This is a genomic window from Mucilaginibacter paludis DSM 18603 (assembly GCF_000166195.2).
Taxonomy (GTDB): domain Bacteria; phylum Bacteroidota; class Bacteroidia; order Sphingobacteriales; family Sphingobacteriaceae; genus Mucilaginibacter; species Mucilaginibacter paludis.
This window is the reverse complement of record NZ_CM001403.1, coordinates 6,734,307-6,757,915: the sequence shown is the minus strand read 5'-3', so window position 1 is coordinate 6,757,915 and position 23,609 is coordinate 6,734,307. Positions and strand designations below refer to the sequence as shown.

At 42.3% G+C, this 23,609-nt stretch carries 22 protein-coding genes; 8 read left to right on the top strand and 14 right to left on the bottom strand.

From position 1 onward, the window contains the following. Positions 1-81: 81 nt before the first annotated feature. Together MUCPA_RS37960 and tsaD are read right to left on the bottom strand one after the other, a co-directional pair. Positions 82-252: a hypothetical protein gene (locus tag MUCPA_RS37960; RefSeq protein WP_008511274.1), complete on the bottom strand. Its 171-nt coding sequence runs from the start codon at positions 250-252 to the stop codon at positions 82-84. A 6-nt stretch (positions 253-258) separates the two neighbouring features. Then, complete coding sequence (gene tsaD / locus MUCPA_RS28575; protein ID WP_008511273.1) at positions 259-1,263, bottom strand: tRNA (adenosine(37)-N6)-threonylcarbamoyltransferase complex transferase subunit TsaD; 1,005 nt, start codon at positions 1,261-1,263, stop codon at positions 259-261. Positions 1,264-1,338: 75 nt separating this feature from the next. Between tsaD and MUCPA_RS28570 the strand changes: the two genes are divergently transcribed. Beyond that, positions 1,339-5,766, top strand: a complete 4,428-nt coding sequence (locus MUCPA_RS28570; RefSeq protein WP_040628271.1) for a translocation/assembly module TamB domain-containing protein — start codon at positions 1,339-1,341, stop codon at positions 5,764-5,766. A 900-nt stretch (positions 5,767-6,666) separates the two neighbouring features. Here MUCPA_RS28570 and MUCPA_RS28565 read toward each other — a convergent pair. The 3 genes from MUCPA_RS28565 to MUCPA_RS28555 form a co-directional block, all read right to left on the bottom strand. After that, positions 6,667-7,869 (bottom strand): bifunctional 3,4-dihydroxy-2-butanone-4-phosphate synthase/GTP cyclohydrolase II, encoded by a 1,203-nt coding sequence (locus tag MUCPA_RS28565; RefSeq protein ID WP_008511269.1) that lies wholly within the window; start codon positions 7,867-7,869, stop codon positions 6,667-6,669. A gap of 307 nt (positions 7,870-8,176) precedes the next feature. Continuing rightward, on the bottom strand, positions 8,177-9,637 hold the full coding sequence (locus MUCPA_RS28560; protein ID WP_008511267.1) for an LptF/LptG family permease: 1,461 nt from the start codon (positions 9,635-9,637) through the stop codon (positions 8,177-8,179). 27 nt (positions 9,638-9,664) lie between these two features. Further along, complete coding sequence (locus MUCPA_RS28555) at positions 9,665-10,045, bottom strand: START-like domain-containing protein (protein ID WP_008511265.1); 381 nt, start codon at positions 10,043-10,045, stop codon at positions 9,665-9,667. A 378-nt stretch (positions 10,046-10,423) separates the two neighbouring features. On the opposite strand from MUCPA_RS28555, the gene MUCPA_RS28545 reads away from it, so the two are divergent. From MUCPA_RS28545 to MUCPA_RS28535, 3 genes are all read left to right on the top strand, one after another. Beyond that, the gene (locus tag MUCPA_RS28545) at positions 10,424-11,698 is read left to right on the top strand and encodes a site-specific integrase (RefSeq protein ID WP_008511262.1); all 1,275 of its coding nucleotides are present in this window, start codon (positions 10,424-10,426) and stop codon (positions 11,696-11,698) included. A gap of 90 nt (positions 11,699-11,788) precedes the next feature. Then, positions 11,789-12,004, top strand: coding sequence for a hypothetical protein (locus tag MUCPA_RS28540; protein ID WP_008511260.1), 216 nt, complete (start codon positions 11,789-11,791; stop codon positions 12,002-12,004). Continuing rightward, positions 11,994-12,320, top strand: coding sequence for a type II toxin-antitoxin system RelE/ParE family toxin (locus MUCPA_RS28535; RefSeq protein WP_008511258.1), 327 nt, complete (start codon positions 11,994-11,996; stop codon positions 12,318-12,320). The genes MUCPA_RS28540 and MUCPA_RS28535 overlap by 11 nt, the downstream gene beginning before the upstream one ends. A gap of 182 nt (positions 12,321-12,502) precedes the next feature. Here the strand turns inward: MUCPA_RS28535 and MUCPA_RS28530 are convergent, their stop codons facing one another. Beyond that, entirely contained in the window at positions 12,503-12,997 is a 495-nt protein-coding gene (locus tag MUCPA_RS28530; protein WP_008511256.1) for a hypothetical protein, read from the bottom strand. Between the two features lie 184 nt (positions 12,998-13,181). Here MUCPA_RS28530 and MUCPA_RS28525 point away from each other — a divergent pair, with 184 nt between their 5' ends. Then, the gene (locus tag MUCPA_RS28525; RefSeq protein WP_008511254.1) at positions 13,182-13,442 is read left to right on the top strand and encodes a hypothetical protein; all 261 of its coding nucleotides are present in this window, start codon (positions 13,182-13,184) and stop codon (positions 13,440-13,442) included. 53 nt (positions 13,443-13,495) lie between these two features. Here MUCPA_RS28525 and MUCPA_RS28520 read toward each other — a convergent pair whose 3' ends face one another. The 3 genes from MUCPA_RS28520 to MUCPA_RS28510 are packed head-to-tail and all read right to left on the bottom strand — an operon-like array spanning position 13,496 to position 15,715. Continuing rightward, the gene (locus MUCPA_RS28520; protein ID WP_008511252.1) at positions 13,496-14,809 is read right to left on the bottom strand and encodes a radical SAM/SPASM domain-containing protein; all 1,314 of its coding nucleotides are present in this window, start codon (positions 14,807-14,809) and stop codon (positions 13,496-13,498) included. Between the two features lie 25 nt (positions 14,810-14,834). Beyond that, complete coding sequence (locus tag MUCPA_RS28515) at positions 14,835-15,035, bottom strand: hypothetical protein (protein WP_008511250.1); 201 nt, start codon at positions 15,033-15,035, stop codon at positions 14,835-14,837. Positions 15,036-15,046: 11 nt separating this feature from the next. Continuing rightward, a complete protein-coding gene (locus tag MUCPA_RS28510) occupies positions 15,047-15,715 on the bottom strand; it encodes a recombinase family protein (protein WP_008511249.1) in 669 nt (222 codons plus the stop codon). A gap of 199 nt (positions 15,716-15,914) precedes the next feature. Here MUCPA_RS28510 and MUCPA_RS28505 point away from each other — a divergent pair, with 199 nt between their 5' ends. Continuing rightward, a complete protein-coding gene (locus tag MUCPA_RS28505) occupies positions 15,915-16,391 on the top strand; it encodes a hypothetical protein (RefSeq protein ID WP_008511247.1) in 477 nt (158 codons plus the stop codon). Between the two features lie 6 nt (positions 16,392-16,397). Here the strand turns inward: MUCPA_RS28505 and MUCPA_RS28500 are convergent, their stop codons facing one another. Continuing rightward, complete coding sequence (locus MUCPA_RS28500) at positions 16,398-17,006, bottom strand: hypothetical protein (protein WP_008511244.1); 609 nt, start codon at positions 17,004-17,006, stop codon at positions 16,398-16,400. A gap of 60 nt (positions 17,007-17,066) precedes the next feature. On the opposite strand from MUCPA_RS28500, the gene MUCPA_RS28495 reads away from it, so the two are divergent. Beyond that, positions 17,067-17,486 (top strand): hypothetical protein, encoded by a 420-nt coding sequence (locus tag MUCPA_RS28495; protein WP_008511242.1) that lies wholly within the window; start codon positions 17,067-17,069, stop codon positions 17,484-17,486. Positions 17,487-17,488: 2 nt separating this feature from the next. Here the strand turns inward: MUCPA_RS28495 and MUCPA_RS28490 are convergent, their stop codons facing one another. From MUCPA_RS28490 to MUCPA_RS36495, 3 genes are read right to left on the bottom strand one after another with little or no spacing between them, the layout of a single operon-like run. Then, positions 17,489-17,905 carry a hypothetical protein gene (locus tag MUCPA_RS28490; RefSeq protein WP_008511240.1) on the bottom strand — a complete coding sequence of 139 codons (417 nt, stop codon included), beginning with the start codon at positions 17,903-17,905 and terminating at the stop codon, positions 17,489-17,491. Positions 17,906-17,933: 28 nt separating this feature from the next. Next, a complete protein-coding gene (locus tag MUCPA_RS28485) occupies positions 17,934-19,037 on the bottom strand; it encodes a relaxase/mobilization nuclease domain-containing protein (RefSeq protein WP_008511238.1) in 1,104 nt (367 codons plus the stop codon). Further along, on the bottom strand, positions 19,009-19,398 hold the full coding sequence (locus MUCPA_RS36495; RefSeq protein WP_050982174.1) for a plasmid mobilization protein: 390 nt from the start codon (positions 19,396-19,398) through the stop codon (positions 19,009-19,011). The genes MUCPA_RS28485 and MUCPA_RS36495 overlap by 29 nt, the downstream gene beginning before the upstream one ends. Before the next feature lie 255 nt (positions 19,399-19,653). Here MUCPA_RS36495 and MUCPA_RS28475 point away from each other — a divergent pair, with 255 nt between their 5' ends. Beyond that, complete coding sequence (locus MUCPA_RS28475; RefSeq protein WP_008511235.1) at positions 19,654-21,447, top strand: type IV secretory system conjugative DNA transfer family protein; 1,794 nt, start codon at positions 19,654-19,656, stop codon at positions 21,445-21,447. Positions 21,448-21,527: 80 nt separating this feature from the next. Here MUCPA_RS28475 and MUCPA_RS28470 read toward each other — a convergent pair whose 3' ends face one another. Beyond that, positions 21,528-23,570: a type IV secretory system conjugative DNA transfer family protein gene (locus tag MUCPA_RS28470; protein WP_008511233.1), complete on the bottom strand. Its 2,043-nt coding sequence runs from the start codon at positions 23,568-23,570 to the stop codon at positions 21,528-21,530. Positions 23,571-23,609 lie beyond the last annotated feature (39 nt).

The window sequence follows — 23,609 nt, the reverse complement described above, 5'->3', positions numbered from 1 at the left end:
ACAAAGCGCGGGAAAGCTCGATTCCCCTCTCGAGAGTAATGGAGGGGTATGTTTCTGCACGTGTGTACTATGCCCCCCACCTTACTGCCCTTTGGTCATGATAAACATGTAGGTAATGGCACCTATCACCATAATGGCCAGCACAATTAAACCGGCTACACCTTTCTTTTTATCCTGGCGCATCAGCCAGATTAAAAAGGCGACAAGCGGCAACACAAAAATACCAAAGAAGATTAACGAAGGAGCACTCATATTTATTTAATTAAAAGGCATACGCGCCAAAGGAGCAACATTTTGCCCCACAAAATCATGGTTGAGGTATTTATAGTGCCCGGCAATGGCAATCATAGCGGCATTGTCGGTACAGTACGCAAATTGGGGTATAAAGCAATTCCAGCCCATCTGGCTCCCTAAATCGGTAAGGCCCTGGCGCAAACCGGTATTGGCCGATACACCGCCGGCTAAAGCAATATTTGTAATGTTATAGGTTAAAGCAGCTTTTTTTAACTTGTTGAGTAAGATGGTAACGATGCGTTTTTCTACCGAAGCGCAAATATCATTCATCCGCTTTTGTAAAAATTGCGGGTCGGCGGCTACCTCATCCCTGATAAAATACAATATCGAGGTTTTTAATCCGCTGAAGCTAAAGTTAAAATCGGGGATATTAGGCTCGGGAAATTTAAAAGCATCCGGATTACCCAGTCGGGCATATTTATCAATCAGCGGGCCGCCGGGATAAGGCAATCCTAATATTTTGCTGGTTTTATCCATAGCCTCGCCCGCCGCATCGTCCATCGTTTGGCCCACAATCTCCATGTCGAAATAATTTTTTACTAACACTATTTGTGTATGCCCGCCAGATACGGTAAGGCACAGAAATGGAAAATCGGGCTTAGGATGATCAATAAAATGGGCCAGTATGTGCGCCTGCATATGATTTACCTCAATTAAAGGCAGCTTTTTTCCGAGAGCAAAAGCCTTGGCAAATGATACGCCTACTAAAAGTGAACCTAAAAGTCCGGGCCCGCGCGTAAAAGCTACCGCATCAATATCATTTTTGCTTACTTTTGCGTTTAATAGTGCTTGTTGTACTGCGGGAATTATATTTTGCTGATGTACGCGTGAAGCCAGTTCGGGCACAACGCCGCCATAGGCTGCATGAATGGTTTGGTTGGCAATTACATTGCTCAAAATTTCGCCATCAACGCAAACGGCAGCAGATGTATCATCACACGAAGACTCGATTCCTAAAATAACAGGCACAATAGAAAAAATTAATTTTGCAAAGTTATTAAAAAACTACTCAATATAACGCTCTGGATCTTTTTGATATTGATATTGATCATCAGTATCCTACTGGCTGCACTACAGTACAAGCCTGTACAAACGTGGGCGGCAAAAAAGGCCACGGCTTACCTATCCAAAGAGCTGGGTACAACCGTTTCAATTAAAAGCCTTTACATAAAACCATTTTCATCCATTGTGTTGGAGGATCTTTTTGTGTTAGATCAACAAAAGGACACCCTGCTCCGAACGCCTCTGCTTACCGTGGAACTGGCAAACTTCCACATTTTTAGCAGCATCAAAAAGCGTGTTATTGATTTTAAGGTTATCCAACTGGATAACGGGTCCTTTTACCTCAAAAAACTAAAGGACAGCTCTACCAACCTCTCCTTCATCATCAACCATTTTAAATCTAAAGATACCGTAAAAACCAAGGGTAAACCCTGGACCATCAATTTTGAAAAACTGGTAATCAATAATTTACGTTTCCGTTATAAAAATTATTTAAGCAACGAAGTAAGCACACAGCAGGTAAACTTTAACGATGTTGACGTACAGCAATTTACAACCGTACTCACAGACATCGACTTAAAAAATCACTTGTTTAAAGCCAACATTCACGATCTGAGCCTGAAAGAAAAAACTGGCTTTTACGTAAAACATTTTGTGGCCAATGCCACTGTTGATACCAACCAGATATTGCTGAAGCAGTTGTTTATACAAACCAACCGCTCGAACCTGAAAAACTATTTCAGGATGAGGTTTAACTCGTTTGATGATTTTGACGACTTTGAGAACACGGTAAAGATGGATGCCGACTTTAAAGAATCGCGCATATCATCATTAGATGTAGCTTATTTTACCAATAGCCTGCAGCAAGTGTATTTCGACCTGGGCATTGATGGCCGCATCCAGGGACTGGTAAATAACTTAAAAGCCAAAAAGCTAACGGTTACCGCCGGGCAGGCCACCTACATTAAAGGCGATTTTAGCTTGAAGGGTTTACCTAACTGGGATAAAACCTTCCTTGAGTTGCAGTTTGAACAAATAGCTACCAATAAAAAGGACATTGACCTGCTGTACAGCCGCTTTACAGGCAAAAAAAACCAGCACGTGCCCGATATTATAGCCAAGTTTGGCAACATCAACTTTAAAGGGCAGTTTACCGGTTTCCAAAACGATTTTATAGCTTATGGCGAGTTTAAAACCAGGTTGGGCAGGTTTAACTCGGATATTAACTTAAAGCTGGATAAAGCCAATGTGCCAAGCTACAGCGGCAAACTCACTACCTTTGATTTTAACATTGGCGATTTGCTGAACCAGGATATACTGGGCCGAACCACTTTAACAGCCAATATTAAAGGCAGGGGCACCGAGCTTAAACAGCTCACAGAGCAGCTTGATGCAAAAATAAAATATTTTGATTTTAAGGGCTACCGCTACAATAACCTGAGCGTAAACGGCACCTTTGAAAAAAAGAAATTTGATGGAAAAGTTTTAATAAACGACCATAACATCAACCTCGACTTTAACGGTAACGTTAATTTAAACCCCGCGCTGCCGGTATTTAACTTTACAGCAGCTATTAAAGGAGCCAATCTCAATAAATTAAAACTATACAAGGATACCATTACCGTAGATGCCAATTTAACCAGCAATTTTTCGGGCAATAACATCAATAATATTGATGGCAGCATCCTGTTAAAAAACATCAGGCTGGTAAAACCCCATGCCGACTTCCTGGTTGACTCAATTTATTTTGCTGCCAGCGGCAAAGAGAAAGACCGCCAACTCATCTTACGGTCGGACATAGCCGATGGTGGCTTAAAAGGTAATTACGACCTGGCATCGCTCCCGGCCTACTTTAAAGCGGTAGCCAAAAAATATATCCCATCGTTAGCCATACCCGCGGTGATTGTAAAACCCCAAAATTTTGAGTTTAATTTAAAAATCAAGAACCTTAACCCGGTAAGTATATTATTTGTACCGGCTTTAAAGTTAACCGACACGGCTACCTTCCAGGGTAAATTTAACTCGGTGGATAGAACTGCAATTTTAACAGGCTCGGTTAAAAGCTTTAAATATGATAAAATTGTTTTTCATGATCTGATTATCGATGAAAACACGACTGATGATATGCTGGATCTCAACTTATCGTTGAGCAAGGTTGACCTCACCGACAGCCTGTTTATTAAAAACATCAACATTACCAATTTTTTAAAGCGCGACAGCTTAAATTTCAACATTAAGCTATCCGATAAAAACGCCACCAACCAGTTGGATTTGTATGGCCTGGTGCAGTTTGGTAAAGATACGACGGCCAAGTTATCCCTACTACCATCAGACATCATCTTAGAACATAACGTTTGGAAGTTAAAAGACCAGGTACGGATCAGGTTTCTGGCCGGGGGACGCACCCAGATTGACGGGCTCGGAATTTCAAACGGCAACCAAAAGGTAACCATCGACGGCTTTTTATCGGCAGACCCTAAAGATATACTGGGCGTCAATTTCAGCAAATTTGACATGGCAACACTTAACCAGTTAAGCAGGCCCTTTGGTATAGCTTTAAAAGGCGCCTTAAACGGCGATGTTAAACTTTCGGCAGTAACTACGCAACCGGGCATCGAATCAAACCTGGCCATTGATTCGCTGGCATTTAACAAAACATTAATAGGTAATGTAAAGTTTGTAACCCAGCTTGATAACATCAACAAGGTGTTGAATACCAAAATCAACATCATGAACCGCGGCCTCGAAACCTTAAATGCCACCGGTACTTACAACCTGGCCTCGGCGGATAACAGCCTGGATTTTAGCTTAACCATGAACCAAACCGAAGCGGTTATTATTGAGCCTTTTGTAAAGAGCCTGATATCAGACTTAAAAGGTGCCCTATCATCGGACTTAAAACTGACCGGAACTTTATCCAAGCCGTCCATCAACGGCAACTTAACCTTTGTAAATACGGGGCTAACGGTTAATTACTTAAAAACACCTTATGTAATTAACGATAAGGTTACGGTAGAAAACAGTGTGGTTAAAATTAATAACCTGGTATTAAGGGATAGCCGCGGCGGCGAAGGTGTAACCAATGGTACTGTTGACCTGACTGAAATTTCGAACCCTACTTTAAACGTTACACTTAAAGCCACCAACCTGCTGGCGCTCAATACTACCTTTAAGGATAACCGCATTTATTACGGTACCGCTTATGGCACAGGCAACTTTAGCTTTGTTGGCCCTATTGATAATATGCGGATAGATATCAAGGCAAAAACCCAGGACGGCACGGTATTCAATATCCCGTTAAACACATCGAGCAAGGCCGCCGAGTACGATTTTATCCGCTTTGTTAGCTCGAAAGATACCACGAAGCTCATTAGCCGCGAAAACTCGTTTAAAGGGGTTACCTTAAATTTTGAGCTATCGGCCGATGAAAAAACAATTGTTAAAATAGCTACCGACTACGGCCTTTTAACCGGCAGTGGTACGGCCAACGGTTTAAGCCTAAAAATAAACAGCCTTGGCGACTTTGATATGTACGGCGACTTTTTAATATCTACCGGCAAATTTGAATTTACCGCGAAGGATTTTATCACCAAAAATTTCCAGGTAAACCAGGGCGGAACTATTCGCTGGACAGGAAATCCGTCAAATGCGGAAATCAATCTAAAAGCTATTTACGAGGTTAGAACCAACATTGCGGCACTTTACCAGGCAGCGGGCCTACAATCGCCAAAAGAAAACCAGCAGGAGTTGGTGCAGGCCGAACTGATCCTGACGAAATCGCTTACGCAACCACAGTTTGATTTCGACTTTAACTTCCCCACCGATCCGTCTATTAAAGACGAACTGGGCACCTATCTTAACGATTATACCAATCGTAGCCAGCAGGCTTTGAGCTTAATTGTACGCCGAAATTTTGCTTCGGGAACAAGCAGCAACACCTTAACCAGCCAGGTTAGGCAAACGGCTCAAGATGCGTTGAGCGAGTTTGCTTTCAATAAGCTGAATAGTTTTATCGCTCAATCCAACATTAAAAACTTCGACCTTAACATCCGCTCCACCAGCGATGCCAGCGCGTCGCTGCATTTTTTTAACGACAGGATATTAATTAACGGTAGCTTATACGATGCGCAGGGCAGCAATGAACTTTTTGGCAATAACCAAAGTTTGTTTAATTCGAACTTTAGTAACCTGACCAAAGATTTTGGCGTACAGTACCTGATTAAAGCCGACGGAAGCCTTTTGGCCACTTACTCTTACAGGGTATTAAATAGTACAACCCTCAATACCATTAACCAGCAGTTGGGTGTACAGTATGTTAACGGCCTGGGTTTAGTTTACCGCCGTGATTTTGATACGTTTAACGAATTTTTTAAAAATATCTTCCGCAGAAGAAGAACACCGCCCAAAAAGAAACCGGTGAACAATACAAACAGCAATCCGGCTATAATTAACGACAGATCTGACGAATAGGTTTTTTGAGTCGGGAGTCGGGAGTCTTGAGTCTTGAGCCGGGAGTCTTGAGTCGGGAGTCTTGAGCCGGGAGTCTGGAGTCTTGAGTCTTGAGCCGGGAGTCTTGAGGCGGGAGTCTTGAGCCGGGAGTCTTGAGGCGTTTAAGTTCTGAATCCTGAAAATCTTAAAGTGATGGGCTCTATGACGAATAGTATGGGGTATAATAGTTTTAGTTTGTCGACTGGCATTCGAAGCCTTAATTTATAATAGAATACGCCCATTATCTTTTCTGATGATAAGCTATTGATTTTCAATGATAAATACCTATCCATCATGTCATCCCGACGCGAGGAGGGACCTTTTGCGCTCAGCAAGTCTGCAGCATATCAGGTGCGCTGGTAATCAATGTGCTATTTTTGCTCCAACAATCATTATTCTTAATTTAGATCATCGGCGTGCTCAGTCGCCGCGGGAAGAGGCCCCACCCAACCCTCCCCGGTAGGGAGGGCTTAAAAAAGGTTTGGTGTGAATGATTGCTAACGCAAATTGTCTTGACACAAAAGGTAACCAAAACCGCCCGTAGGGAGCTCATGAACACCTTAAAAAAAACAAACAATAGGTGAATAACGTCAAGACTGCCCGATCCTTCCGCCCTCAAGGCCCAATCCCGCCCGGCGTGCAGTCGGACATTTGCGCACCCTGCCTGTTCACCAGAGAAGATCACGGAGGTTCAAAAAGCTATCCTTATTTTTTAGGGCTGGCCGGATCTGTTACTTGTAACCAGTTGCGTAAAATCGGTGTATATCGCCCAATGTCTACCAGGGACAATACACACCGACCAGAATTCCCGATTAGGAACTAAAGGCTCTGACCTCTCCACTCCAGGCTCCAGACTCCGAACTTCAGACTCCGAACTAAAAATCAATGTTTCAGCAAAATAGAATGGCCCATTTTATCGCGTTTGGTTTCCAGGTAGTTTACATTATGTGGGTTAGGCTGAATTTCCATCGGCACGTTTTCTACCACCTCTAAGCCGTAGCCTACCAGGCCTGCGCGTTTTTTGGGGTTGTTGGTCATTAAGCGCATTTTGGTAATGTTAAGGCTCCTTAAAATCTGCGCTCCAATGCCATAATCACGCTGGTCCATTTTAAAGCCCAGCTCCAAATTGGCATCTACGGTATCAAAGCCGTTTTCTTGCAGGCTGTAAGCTTTTAATTTATTAACCAGGCCTATGCCACGGCCTTCCTGGTTCATGTACAGGATAACGCCTTTACCCTCCTGATCAATCAATTGCATAGCTTTGTGTAACTGCGGCCCGCAATCGCAACGGCATGATCCAAAAATATCGCCCGTAACGCAAGAGCTATGTACCCTTACCAAAATAGGTTCGTCTGGCTCCCAGCTACCTTTTACCAGGGCCAAATGGTTTTCGCCGGTATCCAGTTGCGTATAGGCAACCATATCAAATGTGCCCCATTCGGTAGGTAACTTAACTGATACTTCCCTGCGGATAAGCGTTTCGTGACCTAAGCGGTAAGATATCAAATCCTTAACAGAGATGATCTTCATGTTAAACTCCTTAGCCATTTGAAGCAGATCGGGCAAACGGGCCATTTCGCCGTCGTCTTTCATAATCTCGCAGATGAGGCCCGCGGGTTCAAAACCTGCTAAAACGGCCAGATCAACTGCCGCCTCGGTATGCCCTGCCCTGCGCAGTACACCACCATCCTTAGCTATCAGCGGGAATATATGCCCCGGCCTGCCCAGATCTTCGGGTTTGGTAGCAGGATCGATAAGGGCAAGGGTAGTTTTTGAACGGTCGGTAGCGGATATGCCTGTGGTACATCCCTCAAGCAAATCAACAGATACCGTAAAATTAGTTTCGTGCGAAGTAGTATTGTGGCTCACCATTTGCGACAGCTCCAACTCCTGGGCCCTTGCAGCGGTAACCGGCGCACAAATTAAGCCCCTGCCATACCGTGCCATAAAGTTAATAGCCTCGGGCGTTGCATTTCGCGCAGCGGTTAAAAAATCACCTTCGTTTTCGCGGTCGTCATCATCAACTACAATGATAATTTTACCGGCCTTTATATCTTCTATTGCTTCAGTTATGGTATTTAACATATTACAAGGGGTATAAAAATATTAATCATGAACAGCCTTTATTAAAGCTATACGGATGATTATGCATCAAAGTTAATTAAGTAAATAAATTAACGGGTCGGTTTATTGTAAAATCGATCAGGGGTTATCTTGCATCATTTTACTGGTTATCAACATATTGCTTGTTGGATATAACAATTCATCAAAAAAAATCGTTCCGTACCTTTTTATCTCCGTTTAATGCCTACCAATGTCCCCCTCGTTAAATAGCCATGCTTAAAACAGGTGGTAATTCCCTGCTCCCATCCACAACAGGTATAGCCTTGGTTTAACGGCTCTCCTTACGTTTAAACAGATTGGCAAAAAAGCGTTTGTAAAGCTCCATATCAAACAATACTGAATCGTTAGCGGCCTTGTACGACAGGAATAAGCCTATGGGTGCAAGCACAAAAATAGCCACCCAGGTGCCCAATACCGGAGAGATATTACCATCCTTGGCCGATTTCTCGCCGATGGTTGATATGATATAATAAATGAGGAAGAACACCACCGAGATAACAACCGGCAGGCCAAGCCCCCCTTTGCGGATAATAGCGCCGAGCGGCGCCCCTATTAAAAACAGCACCAGGCATGCCGCCGAAAGCGTGAATTTTTTTTGATACTCTATCAAATACCGCCGCAATATCTTATCATTCTCGATATAAGTATCGCCCTTAGGCTTAACAATATCTTTAAGTGACCTTGCTTCATTGCCCGCATTGGTTATGGCGTTGATCTGATCGGTAACGCTTCCGAGGGCCTCTAACACATGTTTATGCGGAATAACCGGCAGCTTACGCGGCGCAGGCTTATGCGGCATGTTAAAGTACTTGATATACGCGGTAACGGCACCCAAATTTTGTTCGAGGCCAAGGTTAACGCCCTTTTCTACCGAATCGCGCGAGTAAAGCAATTGTTTTGAGCTCAGCATCTGGAAGGCCTTGCTAAATTCGTTTTGCGGGGTACGGTTAAATTTAAAGGATGACAGGTCCATCTTTACTTCGGTTTCCTTAAACCGCAAGCGCATCAGGGTTTCGCGTGGGTTATAACCGCCATTACTGCTGGCATCTTCTTCGTAACGCACTCCATCTTTAAGCTTAATAATTAAAAAGGCGTTATCAAAGGATTTAAACATCCGGCCCTCCTTAGCAAAAATAACATTATTGCCACTGCTACTGGCCCCGGTAGGCTGCATAGAGGTACTGCCCCCTGCCCTCTCATAAATCATTACGCCGTGCAGTAACTGCCCGTCGGGATCTTTCTTTTGCACCCTTACCGAGTAGCCCGGAAAACTGTTGTTAAATACGCCTTCTTTAATTAACGATGCCGATTTTTGTTTGCGGGCATCATATAACAGTGAGTAGAACTTTAAATTGGCTACCGGCAGCATATAATCCGAAAAAGCGAAGGCCGCTACGCTCAATGCAGCTACTACAATAACCATGGGGTACAGCGCCCGGCTTAACGATATCCCGGCAGACTTGATAGCCACCAGTTCGTAATTTTCGCCGAGGGTACCATAAGTCATGATGGAAGATAAGAGTACCGACAGCGGGAGTGCCATGGCTACGTTGGTGGCCGAAGCATACATCATTAACTCTAAAATGGTGTACCACTCAAAGCCCTTACCAATCAGGTCGTCGATGTATTTCCACAGAAACAGCATCAGCAACACAAACATCACAATGAAAAAGGTAACAATAAATGGCCTGATGAAAGCCTTGAGTATTAATAAATGTATCTTTTTCACAATACAAAAATAGGGAATTATTCCCTGTTAAGCCCCCAGTACACTTATCAAATATTCTATTTGATTATCCCAAATTAATTTGCGGTCGGCAATGTTTTCTTCGGTGGCAAAATCAGTAATGCCCAGCGCCACATCGTTGGTTAACTCATCCTGCAAAATTTCCATCTCAAAAAAGCATTGAGGATCGTCGTCCAGCCATCTAAATCTGACAGACTTATTCTCTTTTATACCCAGCAATTTGGCCTTTTGCTCCTCATCATCCCAGGTAAAAGTATAAACTTGCTCCCTTACATTAACATCGTCGGCAAACCATTGGGCTAACCCATTTGGCTCAATTAAAAAGCTGTATAATATTCTTGGAGAGGACTTTATTTCGTATTCAATATTAAATTTTTTCTTTTCCGACATGATGAGCGAACCGTGTATTTTTAATCAAGATGTAAATGTTAACATTTTTTCTAAAGAAAACGAATTTTTACTATATTTGCAAACCTTTTTTAGAGGGCACCAGCACGAAAGCTTGAAAGACTTAAGCATGCAGGTAAAAACCTTTAAAACAACCCGGCGGGGTAGCTCAGATGGTTAGAGCGTAGGATTCATAACCACGGGGTGTTTGAAATGAAATGGCTTAAAATGAACTAAAATGGCGTTTCTCACTGCATGCAGTAATCATAAAACACCATCAAATCACAGATTAATCCAGTCAAACCGTTAACAAAACCGTTAACAAAATGCGACCTTTGAACGGGGCGTGGAAACAAATTTATTCACTTAAAATGTTTTCACATGGCAACCGCAAAAATTGTTACATGGAGCCGGGCAGACAAAAACGCCCAGTTTCCCATCGGAATTAAAGTATCACAAAACGGTATTCCCGCTTATCTATTCGAGGGTAATGCCCTTGCTTCCCGCGATCTTTGGGATGCAACAAAACAGCAAGTCAAGAAATCACATCCGCACCATATGCGGCTGACAAATTTCCTGATAAAAAGACTTGCAGAAATCAACGAGAAAATTCTCGAATTTGAAACCGACAGAAAACGCTATTCAGCGGAAGATGTTGTCAATGCCATAAAACCCAAGCCGATACAAGAGCCACCTCCGGCACCGAAGCCGCCTCTGTTCAAAGATGTAGCAGATAATTATCTCCAAGAGCAAAAAGGCTTAGGCAATTACGATGTTTGGAAGTCTGACCGAAGCAAACTGAAACGCTTTTATGAATTTGCTGGGGAAGATGTTACGTTCCCTAAAATAACGGTTGAATATTTGCGCCGTTACACGTTGTTCCTGCGCACTGGCCGCAACCTTAACAGGAAGGAGGGCCATACACCTTTAAGTGATCGCACAGTTACAAATCACCTGCTTGTGATCCGCACCATGTATAACCGCGCCAAAACTGCCGGATTGGTCGGAAACAAAACCTATCCGTTTGGCGGCAAAGAAAAGATTATCATCAAATTCGGCAAGACCGAAAAAATCGGTCTGAACGGCGATGAAATCAACCAACTTAAGCAATATCAATTTTCGGCACAACACACGCATTTACATGATAGCCGGAATATTTGGCTGGTGTGTTTTTATTTTGCCGGGATGCGCATCACAGATGCGCTGCTGTTAAAATGGTCGGATTTTCAAAATGGCCGCTTTTATTACACGATGTCCAAGAATGGCGAGCCGGGTTCGCTGCCAATCCCTCCTGTCGTGTCAGCCATTATCGAAGAATACAAAACCGCAGGCCATGCGCATGACCTTGTGTTTCCTTTCCTGAAAAATTTGGACGGCCTTGATAATCGTTACATGGTAAGGAGGCGCATTAATTCTGTCACAAGATTGATCGGTGAACACATGGGCTTAATTATGGGTTTGCTTAAAATTAATAAAAACGCTTCCCCGCATAAAGCCCGCCATGCCTTTGCGCAACGCGCCGAAGAAAAAGAAATCCATCCTAAAGTTCTGCAAAAGATGTATCGCCATGAGAGCATCACCACGACAATGCAGTACCAATCTAATTTCTCGCACAAAAAAGCCGATGAAGCATTAGAGGCGGTGATAGATTTTTAGTTATAAATCAAGTAAATAGGATAATCATAGACAATTATCCTATTTACTTTTTAATGTTTTAATGGTACATTTGCAATAAAGGTAAAGACCATGAAACTCGTAATCGACATAGCTGATAACAAAGCAGATAGCTTTATGGAAGTGCTTAAAAGCTTTTCCTACGTTAAAGCTAAGCCTTTGTCTGCGCCGGATGCTGCGGTACTGGAAGAATTAACCCATATTAAAAAGGCTTTCAAACTTGCCGATAAAGTAAAGGCAGGCAAGATTAAAAGCCGTCCAGCTTCAGAATTATTGAATGAACTATAATGTTCGTACGATCCAGCCGTTTGACAAACAGTTCAAACGCTATCTAAAAAAATATCCCTCACTTAAATCTGAACTGGCAACACTAATTGGCCAGCTTGGTCAAACGCCTGATATTGGTACGCCTATCGGTCACGATTGTTATAAAATTCGTGTCGCCATTGCTTCCAAAGGCAAAGGAAAATCAGGCGGTGCAAGGGCTATCACCTGTGTAATGGTCAAAGATGCAGAGGTTTATCTGCTCTACATGTACGACAAGTCGGAACAATCGACGATAACCGATAAAGAATTATTGCAGTTATTGGATTATATAGAATAATCGTTATATCACCCTAAAAACAAAAACGTGCCGCAGGACGTAAGCCACAAAAGCGGGCCGGCCTCTACGATATATAGAATTTAGATACCTGTTTATGTGTTGTACAATAACAGTGAAATTTAATTTCCCTACCCCATATCTGCCATAGCTGCTAATTAAAGAATATACGAGGTGGGAGAAAGTTAATCTTTAATATATCTCTTGGATATATATATGATGTAATAATTGGTATCAAAATCTTTCATGCGACTGACTGAAAATAAGACTTTCATATTACCCTTGTAGTATTCAATATCCAGCGATCCGGCATCATCTGTTTCAGTTTTTCCGATTTTATATCCTAACTGTTTAATAGAATTTTTAAATGCTAAATAATCGCTTCGTCGAGTTGTGCTGAAAGTTACATTTGGATAAAACCCAAGTGAAGTACTTTTGCTTATTGAAATATTGTCCTTATAATCTTGATAATGTTTTTTAAAAATGATGCTATAGGCAGTCCTTTCATCGCTGACAGTATCTTTTCGATCGTAATCAAATCCTTTTTTTGATAGGTAATCTTCAATATTACCTAAATCATGATTTAAGACATACGTAAGATCGCTATAAGTTACGCGTTGTGCATTGCAAATCAATGTACCAAAAGACATCAAGATAAATAGAGAAAATACTAATTTCATTGGGCTCAAAGGATGTGTTACTTAATTTATGGCTTACTCCATGCCACAAGGACTATACTCAACTTGTAAAATTCTTGCTTGTGGAATTTGACGGTTAGACAACTAAAATGGCTTCGCCAATAATTATCGCCTAATATATAAAAACGCATGGGGTAATTACGCCTGCGTTTTATATATTTATTGCATGGCAAGAATGTTTGAAAGCAAGTTTGATAGGTTCTTATATGGGGATAAACAATCCGATTTATTTAAAGCTTTTAATGATAAAGCGCAATTAATAGAAGACAATTACAAAGCTTACTTTGAGAGACATTCCATTTTCGAATTAATTAGATTTCAAATTGAAGATTTATCGAAACCAGCAATAGAGATAGATGATGACGGTATTCCTGATTTTATCGTTCAGGAAATAGGAGCCGCATTTACATCTACTTTTGGAAGGTAATATTTGCAATTCTCTTTTAGCCATACAAAGAACTATATATCCGTAACCAATTCCTATATGTGCAATAACTGCATTCGCTCTTGCGCTTGCAATTCGTAGTATTTGGGAATAAAGCGATGATAAAGACTGCATTGCGGGTCTTTCCCGTCAACTCTATAAACCGGACAACCGCTTGTACAAACGGAGCGATAGCGGCATTTTTTACAATCGTCCGATTTTGCATCTTCGTGATGTTCGCCGCTTGCAATCATATCCACAAGATCTAAACCTTCATCAAAAATAGACTGTGCTTGTGTACTATCGTCGCCAAATTGCACATGGCAATATTTAAACGATCCATCAACATAAATTGCACCGCCGGAAAAACCCGATGCGCATGTTTGAAAGCCTAATTCATTCGGTTTCAAGTCACAAAATTGGTAGCGTTTGGAAAATTGCCAGCCGTTCGCAATAGCTTCCTGCATAATAGCGTATGATGCGGAAAGATATTCTTCAAGTAATTCCGCATGTATTTTTTCACCTTTCACAATAGAATACCGAAACGGGATATCCAAGGCAATAAGATAGCGGGTTAGTTCAGGCAAGCCCGTTAGGTTAAGGTTGGTTATCACCGTATTGACCGACACGGCAATGCCATTCACCAATAATTTGCGTAAATTGTCGTGAACAATGCCAAATGAACCACAACCTGAACGGAAACTTCTTGTTGCATCGTGTATAGTTTCCACGCCGTCCAATGACACGCCGTAACCAATACAGTATTGCTTTGAAAAAGTAATTATTTCATCGTTCAGCAAGGTTAGGTTGGTTACAAACCCGACATCGAATTTGCATCCGGCATCGGCTAAAGCTTCTTTGGCTTCCGGGATAAAGGTTTTCCAAAGATTGAACTGCCCCATAGGTTCGCCACCGGCCAAACGCAACCTGATATGTCGGATACCTTTTACTTGTACCGCTTCTAATAATTTATGTAGCAATTGTTGTCTTACGACTTCCGTCATTCCCTTGCCAGTGTTCAGCGTAGAGATATAACAATAACTACATCCAAGGTTACAAGCGTTTGTTGTATGTATCCAGAAATTCAGCGATTTCGGGGCGGCTGGTTTTTGCGGTACGCTAAAGATATCATCAAAGCCGATAATTTCGGTTTGATTTAATAACAATAGAAATTTCTTCAACGCTTCGCTGTCTATCCCGCATCGTTTCGCAATGGCTTGTAAATCATCCCGGCCATTAACTGCCTGTAAGATTTCAAACTGGCGGCGGTTTAACAACCGGAATGAATTGGGGAAAGAACAATTTACCGCGTAAGCATAGTCATCACTGACGGGATTTAGCAGAAGTTCAGGCGATTTACGCGGCACCATGTTTATAATTGTTTGGGATCAAGATTTAATTGCTGCAATCGTAATCAGGTTTTAAAATTTCAGTGTAACCGGAGCAATTGCAATCCTGGCTAAGGTTTTCGGCAGCTTCATATCTGTTATCACAGTCATTATACATTACCGGGGCAGATTGTAATGCCGAACGGCCCGGTAGGTTGATTAACGCAACATCATCAAATAGGATGTCATTGTTGTTTGTTGTTAGCATGGCTTATTGATTTAAATTGTTTGTAATTCTTTTTCCTGCTTATTTATTCGGGTCAGTAATGTGTGGACGGAACTCGGATGCCATTTACCGCCGAAGCGGAAGGTAGGTACGCCTTTTCTGTTCAGTTCATCGCAAACCGCACGGCATGTAACAATGCCCCGTTTTTTCAGCTTTTGTATAATCGGTAACATCCCACGCGCAAAATCTTCCGCCGCCTGTTTATTGGCCACGGATAAAAACAGCTTGCCGTTTTTGCCAAGTTCAACGCCGCGGTTCTTTGCAGCCCTCAACGCTTCTTTTGTTGTTTCGCTGATCCGCTGGCGCTGGTCTTCGGCAACCGCTGCCAGAATATGGATCGTAAAACTGTTCGCGTGGGGATTATCCGCCACCTTGACTTCCACCTTTGATTTCACAATCCCGGCGATCTGCTCCACATCCCGGCCAAGACGGTCAAGCCGTGCGACAATCAAAGTTGCCTTGTTATGCCTGCACAAATCAAGTGCGTTGAATAAGCCTGCTCGGTATTTCCGGGTTGACTTCACTTCGATCACTTCCGTTACCAGATGATAATCATTCGTTTTGCAATATTGCTCAACGACAAATTGCTGTGCTTCCAGTCCTAAACCGCTTCTGCCTTGCATGGCCGTCGATACGCGGTAATAAGCGATTGCCTGCTTCATGGACTTTCTCTTTTGCTCACCATTAAACCATCGATTATATTTGAATAGAATTCGGTTAAAAATCGCTTAATGGATTTTCAGAATCTTTTGCAAATCAATAATTTGGAATTTGAGCGGAGTGGGAAAAACCGGGCTTTTTGTCCATGAGTTAAGGATGGTTTGGTAATAAGCAAACTCCACTTAAATTTTTATCACAGGGATGGCAGGAATGGCCCTTGCGCTATCAATCCTCGCTTTGTTAGCGACATTCTATCAAGCGTACTTACAACGTGTGCATAATGAAAAATCCGTCAAGCCCTTACCACAGATCGATTTGCGTGACCGCGAAAACACATTATTTATACGTATTCAGAATAATGGTGTTGGCCCGCTGATTGTCGATAAACTGATATTTACGAAAGAGCAGCAAGACTATCCAAGGATTCAGGATTGCATCACCATTGATCCCACGGAGTATAATCAGATAGAGATTACCGAAACGAACAAGAAAATTGTCATCCCCGGGGCATTTCTGGAAGTGTTTTCAAAAATATTTGATAAGGAAGATAGCGGAACAATGGTTGCCCTGTTCCGCCATGAGCTTTCAGTATTAACCCTGAAAGTTGAAGGTCGTGATATTTACAACAACAAAATTTCTATCGAAAAAAGCCTGCATTGGTTTGGCAGGCACAACTAAGAGCTTTCAGATTTCCTGCTGCTTGTCGGGATTGTGCTGCGTTTGTTGTTCCCTTGTTGCTTTGACCTGCGCAAGAAAGGCGGCACGTTTTTGTTCCTGGCTTTGTTCGCCTGTGCCGGATGATTGTTCCTCAACAACTTTAAATTGCACTTTTGGTGCCTCTTGCTGATAAGGATTTTGCGCTTTTAAAGTTTCGATATTTTTCTTTTCATGGCTCCGTACAGCTTCTTGGTGTTGTTCGCGTTCTTGCTGGCGCTTTTTTGCATGGTCTATCATGCCCATAAATTTTTCGCCCTGTTTTGTAAATTCTTTGTCGCTGGGCTGGTTCGGATCAGGCCCTTTATAGCCGTGTTGTTTTGCAACACTGTAAGCGCGTTGCTTGAAGCGGGTATCAATAGCCTTTAACCCCTCATCATAGTCCAATTTTTTATTTTGGCCTGTGGTGCGATTAAAATCATTTAAATATGCCGATTGCGTGGCATGTTTTCCCGGATATTCTTCCCGTTCCATGTGGAAATCACGCGATAGCTTTACAAAATCAGCATAGCCTTCATATTCCATTTTATCCAGATAATCCTGAACAAAGGGCGGGATTTTTTCTGTTTCATCATTCATAATAATTGAATTTAGGATTTTTTACTGATATAATACCTTATAAATAAGGGGGATATTTGGATGTATAAATACGAACTTTCTTTTTGGGATACACTTAAAGATAAAGACGGCGTGTTGTTATCCTCAAAATATTTCTACGGCGATAAATATTCCGATGACTTTTTGTTTCACGATCCAAAAAGCCTGCCACGCTTCGGACATCTTGCCCGTAAAGCGTTGATGCACTATTTGGGCGATCATTATAATCCGCACAAAGACGCCACTATTCATGAGCCATTTATACGTTTGCTCATTAAAGGTTTTATCGAATACCGGATCGCGCATAAGACAACCGACTATGACCGGGAGTTTATCGACAACTTTCTCAAAAAGGTAATTGGCGACCTGTACGGCGTTCCCCTTGAATACGATCAGAAGCGTATTGATCAGGGCATTTTGCCACCGTACAGGGGCGTCCTGCATGATGTCGGGCCACAATAGCCTTAAACTTCATATTCTATGTTGCAATTAGATTGTTGTTGCCGTTGATCCTGTATTTTTTGCAAGAAAGCCTGCCTGTGTCCGGTTTGTTCTTGTTTAGACATCTGTTCTGCTGTTTCCGTCAATTTAACCGCCGGGGTTGGTTCTGCAATTCCGAAACGTTTTTGTTGTTCTTCGCCGTTTTCGCTCCATTTGGCTTTATGGGCGGCGTAATCCTGTTTCACGATTTCTTTAATAGCATCCGGCATTTTCTTATAGCTGCCAAACGCATTGACCATTTTAGCATAGCGGCGGTTTAGATCCTGCTGGGCCTCCTGCGCATCTGCGTGAAAATTCAGCCATGCTTCTTGGTGCATGTTGTTCATGTCTGCCTCAGTTGGTGTCCATGTGGTTGTGGTTTCATTTGTTTCCTTTTCCATGATTGAAAAATTTAAAGGTGAATAATAATTATGTTGGTTTATAAAATTGTGCGGCTTCGATAAAACCAAGCATTTTGTCCGGTGGCTTTCGTTCCTGCTTTGCCGTAACTTCTTTCGCTGTAACAAACTCCTGTTTCAGCGTGGAGCGCTGTTCCGTGGCATTTCCTCTGAATGAAAAACATACACGTAAAGCAATGATAAAAGACAATGTGATCTCACGCGTTAGTGAACGGTTACGTTCTCTAACATCCTTAATGTTCTGCAAAAAGTTCTGCCGCGCGTCATGCTGTGCGGCGGTTTCAAGGGCAGGTGTTTTAGCAGAATCGCCTGAATGATCTTCTTTGCGTTTATCTGGCTCATCAATAGCGCGCCGTTGTTTTGCGGCCTGCATTTCCCGGATGGCTTCTTTTTCTTGCGGCAATTCCGTTTCGCCAAAACGTTCTTTTACGTCTTGGGTCTTTATCCCGTCCAGTTTGCGCACCAGGTCAAACCCTATACCATCAGAATCCACAACACGAAACGGCCTGTCTGTGCCTTTGGCGATTTTGTAACCGCTGGCCTCAGCTTGTTGCATAAATTCGCCTGCCGTATTGGTACGGTTCCATATCTCCGTTAGGGTCTGTTTATGATGGCCGCGGTTCTTATTCTTCTTTGGGGTCGGCTTGTGGCCAAACTCTTTTTCTATCTGATCCCGGGCCTCATCATGTGCCTTATAATTATCTTTGTAAGTCGCCATAGTACCACGCTCATGGTTATAACGCTCATAAACGATATGTGCGTGAACCCGCCCATTTCCAAGGTCATGCAAAACAGCACCATGCCGTTGGTCTTCATATTCCAATTTCTCCGTAAGGATTTCCACTGACCTAAGCCATTCCTCTTTGGTCATGACACGATCTATTAGTGTGGTATCCTCGGGATTTGGATTGATATAAGCATGATAAGAACTATTTTTGCTGCGGGTTAACTCACTATTTAATTCGACACTATACAAGAAGTCCATAAATTCTTCCTGCGTTGCATCTTCTCGCCCGTCTAAATGAAGGATTGTTATTCGTTCATTTTCGCCCGGTGCAAAAAAATATCTGCCTAATTGTGGTGCATTACCCCTTATTTTTCCTGCTACGAACATGTCTGATAACCTCTAATATTTCCTCCGTAAGGCGTGTTATTTCTTGTAAGGTGCGGTTGATAAAACCCGGATCAACTCGCGCCGATATACCAGTTTTTATCTCGATGTTTAATGCTTTGGCAATCTGATTAAGATTGCTACCTTGTTTTCCTGTTTCTGCCAGCAAACGGATCAGCGTATTCCGGTCAATACCAGAATTACCATTATCCGCTTTTTTGCGGATGTAGTCGCTAATGCTTAATCCTTCCCGGTCGGCGTTCTCTTTGATTATCTTTTTTTCAGCAGGCGTCACTCGAAAGCGGAAAACCGCATCGCGTTTTTCGCCGCCATTTTTCGGCGTGCGTTTCATCTTCTTTTCCATTTTTTTAAAGAGGGTCAAGGGAGAATCTCTCCCTTGCAAGGCGGGTTTTGTGGTAACAAAACCATGTCTTGCGTTATGATACTAAAGTATCATAACCGTGTCGGTCAGTCAATAATACGGTCTGTGTCAATACGTGTCTTGATGGTTCAATATGATAGATATTTAAAAAATATTGATCGATCCATCTGCCTGTTGCAGAGAAATTTGGAAAAAATATTATTAAGTATTATTTTGCGGCAACCTTAGATTATTACAATGTCGAATAATCCAATCAAACAAGGTTTGGATGTATCCGGCGAAGAAATACAGGAATTATTCCGTTCCGATCCCAACCCTGAAAGGTTGCCGAAAATCGGTTTGTTTCTTCTCGGGATATTACTCACACCGATTACCCTGACCGGGGCGTTGCTCGGCTATGGCAGAGCCTATAACCGTTTTTTAAAACCGCGCGATATTTATCCGCGATTGTACAGCCTGCCGCCAATCGTTCGCGTTGCAATGCTTATCGGTGCCGGGCTTATTTGGCTTGCCATTATCGCACTTGTGATCGTGATCCTGACATTTTCCGGTGCCGTCCGCTCTGTTCATAGTGCCGCCGTCATTGGTTATCTGCTGGTCAACCTGATTTTTACACTTATCGTTTATGGCGTATTCGCTGGTTGGCGCAACGCGATAGATGATATTGCCATTGAGTCCCGGAAATTCGGCACCGCACGTTTTGCACGGCCTGACGAACTCACCGAGTTCAACGGGCCGAAAGGTTTTTACATTGGTGGCGGTTTTAGCTTCCCGGATAAAGGCCATTTACTAACGGTCGCCGGAACGCGCGGCGGCAAGGGCGTAAATTTAATTGTGCCGAATCTGCTCGGCTTAGGTGGTTATGAAGGTTCATTTTTGGTAATTGATCCGAAAGCGGAGCTGGCGGCGATATCAGCGCGTTACCAGCGCGAAAGCGGTAAGAAAGTTGTTATCCTAAATCCATGGGATTTATTGTCCGATAGTGTCGGGCAATCCAGTACATACAACCCTTTGGATATTCTATCCGATAAATCCAGCCCGCATTTGGTTGATGATGCCGACATCATTGCCGAGATGATCGTACCTGTAGAGAAAGACGATAAGAATAAATTTTTTACTGATAATGCACGAAGCATGTTTTCAGGGTTGGTATTGCATCTTGTAACTACATACGACCGGGATGAGCGAACATGGGATAAGCTTTGGAAATGGGTTAGGTTATCCGGTGATGATTGGGATAATTTGCTGGCTGATATGGCCGTCAATGTTGACCCGGTTAATGGCGAAGCTGTTCGCACGGCAGCGAATGCCATTCTCCAATTAATGAAGGCAGGAGATAAAACCTTCGGCAGTATCTTGGCGACATTGATACAATGCACTGATTTTTTAAAAAGCCCATCTTTGCAAAAATCGATGGCACCGGGATTTGACCCGGCAGTATTAAGCGATGGCAATACCATTGTATATGTCGTGATACCAGTTGATAAACTGCAATCACATTCCCGGTGGCTACGGCTCGTAGTTACCACCTGTATGCGTGCGGTAGTGCGCAAACCGAAAAACCGCGTTTGTTTCCTGCTGGACGAATTTGCAGCCCTTGGATATTTACCTGAAATCGAAAATGCGCTATCAACTTATGCCGGGTTTAACGTCACCGTGTGGCCGATCTTGCAATCGCTTATTCAACTGAAAGGTATTTATGGCGATAAGTGGGAAGTGTTTGTTGGGAATACGGCTGTGAAACAGTATTTTTCAGTGAACGATAATTTTACGGCGGAATACGTTAGCAAGGCCATAGGGCAAACAAGCCATGTTACTGGGATAAAATCATGGCTTGGCATGAAAGACCCAAAGGCCAATGCCCGGCCATTGGTTTCGCCGGACGAAGTTCGGCGCGGATCGGGCGATAATATGTTTGTGTTTATTGGCACGAAGCCGCCAACGCTATTTGAAAAGAAGCCTTACTATCAAATGGTAGAATTATTTGGAAGTGATGGTAAAGCAAGGCATGATAAGAACCCTTATTTATAAAGATGCATATTGAATCGTTATATATAAATGGTTTTCAGGTGAACATAAAATATTACTTCTAAATTTTAAATAACAATTATTTATTGATCGAATGTAAACTGTTTCTCTCCATCGGGACCCATTTTTGTTTGAACTTCTGGTTCATCAATTTCATCCTCGCCGCTTTCAATATTTGGATTTTTGTCGGCACGACCTTTGAAAATATCTAAATAGAATCCGGCAGTTTTGTCTTTCTGCCAATATTGCCATCTTGACAAGCGCATAGGCCCCCATTCGGAGATTGTGATAATGTTAGGATCGTACTGAACAGCATTTGGTTCGATTAATGGTTGTGCATGATAAGCTTCATTGCTTGATGTTGAGTCACTTCGACCACTTGAAGAACTTCCACCACCTGCACCGTATGCAGAAGAATGGCTTGTATTTGTTCCCGATGTAGTCGATTGAGTATAAACTTTGACCGTCTTATTGCCGATTCGTTTGGAAATATATTCCTGCGTAACTTGATCCGTTACGCCAAACGCTTGTAAAACGCGAGCATTACCTAATATCTGATGAGTACCTTCTGTTTTATAAATTTGATCAAGTTGCGATAAACTTTGAGCAAATATCCAAAGGCGCATCCTGTATTCACGGGAATAAGCCAATGACTCTATGACTTCGGGAAATATCCCCATAGTTGGAAACTCATCCAATAGATAATAAACCCAAGCTTTAGGCTTCGCTGCTGGTTTTGAATTGGCACGTAAACAAAACCCTACAATAAGGCGACTAAATGTTGCAAAACCCTCTTTATTTTGTATAGGTTGGCATAGATACAATGTTATTCCCCCGTTTTCCAAATCATTGGGATCGAAGTCTGATTTCTTCATACAAGCCTGTAAAGACGGATTGCTAAGCCATTTGATTGAACCGTTTGCAACACTTCTTACCGATGTAAAAGTTTGCTCACTTTTTAGCATCATGTTAGTGAACCCGCTTGCAAAATCAGAAACTGCTCCATCTAATGTATCATTCAATATCATCCCTTCAAACAATTCATTGAAATCTCCTGTAAGCATTATTTTATAAAATGTAACTAAATTTCGTCTTCCGATATAACCTGCATCGGTCATAATGTGCATTAAAATAGCTTGGACTAAGTTTCTTGCATCTTGATTCCAAAATTTTTCGCCGTTTGGATCATCAGGAATTAATAAATTCGCAATCTGCGAAGTACCGTTAAAAATATCTTTTTCAATGTAGTCCAGCGGATTAAAATGAGAGGAAGCAATGCCGTGTGTTGCCCGATTTGCTTTTTGCAAATCCATCGGATCAATGATGACGACTTTATTTCCCTGTTTTTGCTGAAAACGTGCAGTTATACATGCATTTGTGCCTTTAGGATCAAAAACTACAAATGAATGTTTATAACTTTTTCTCTTCCACAATAAGTTAGGGATTATCAGCGCCCCACCTTTGCCTGTTCCGGGAGGAGCAATAGATACAAGGTTGCCCTCTTTATGATGGAAAAAACCGCCCCCTATCCACAATCCCTCAAAGCTTGGCTCACCATCTTTTATATCTGTTAGTTGGTTTTTACGTTCATCGCTTATCCAATGTGCCGCTCCATGTGATGTAAACTGCGGTGCTTCTACATGGTCGCCAGTAAACATTATTGAAATATCATCTCGTTCTTGATTTTGCTCTCCGTAATTACTGTTAGATTTGGCCTGGTTAGATTTAACAGGAGCTTGGTCATGCTTATTGTAATAATAGGCTACTAACAAGACCCCTGCACAAATACCAAGTAAAGGAGAAACCACCATAGGAAATGTTCTATCCCAAGTGTTACAGCAATGACTTGTAAACGCAGCAACACCATACATTAGCAGATAAATAACCCTTAACTTATTCTTTCCTATTATTTCGGTACTGAAATTTCGTTTAAAAATATCATCACTACCATGCAATTTGTAGTAAGCAATGCATCCACCGATTGCAAAAGCAAAGATGTTTTTTTCATTTATGGCGTAAAATCCCATAGGGAATAGTGCTAACATAAAGTTGAGCAGCCAAGAAATTACCGCTGTTAAAAGCCCTAATTTAACGATGTGCCAGATAACAATTTTGATAGGAGTCATTGTGATAATATTTAGCGCATTATACAAAAAATATTTCTT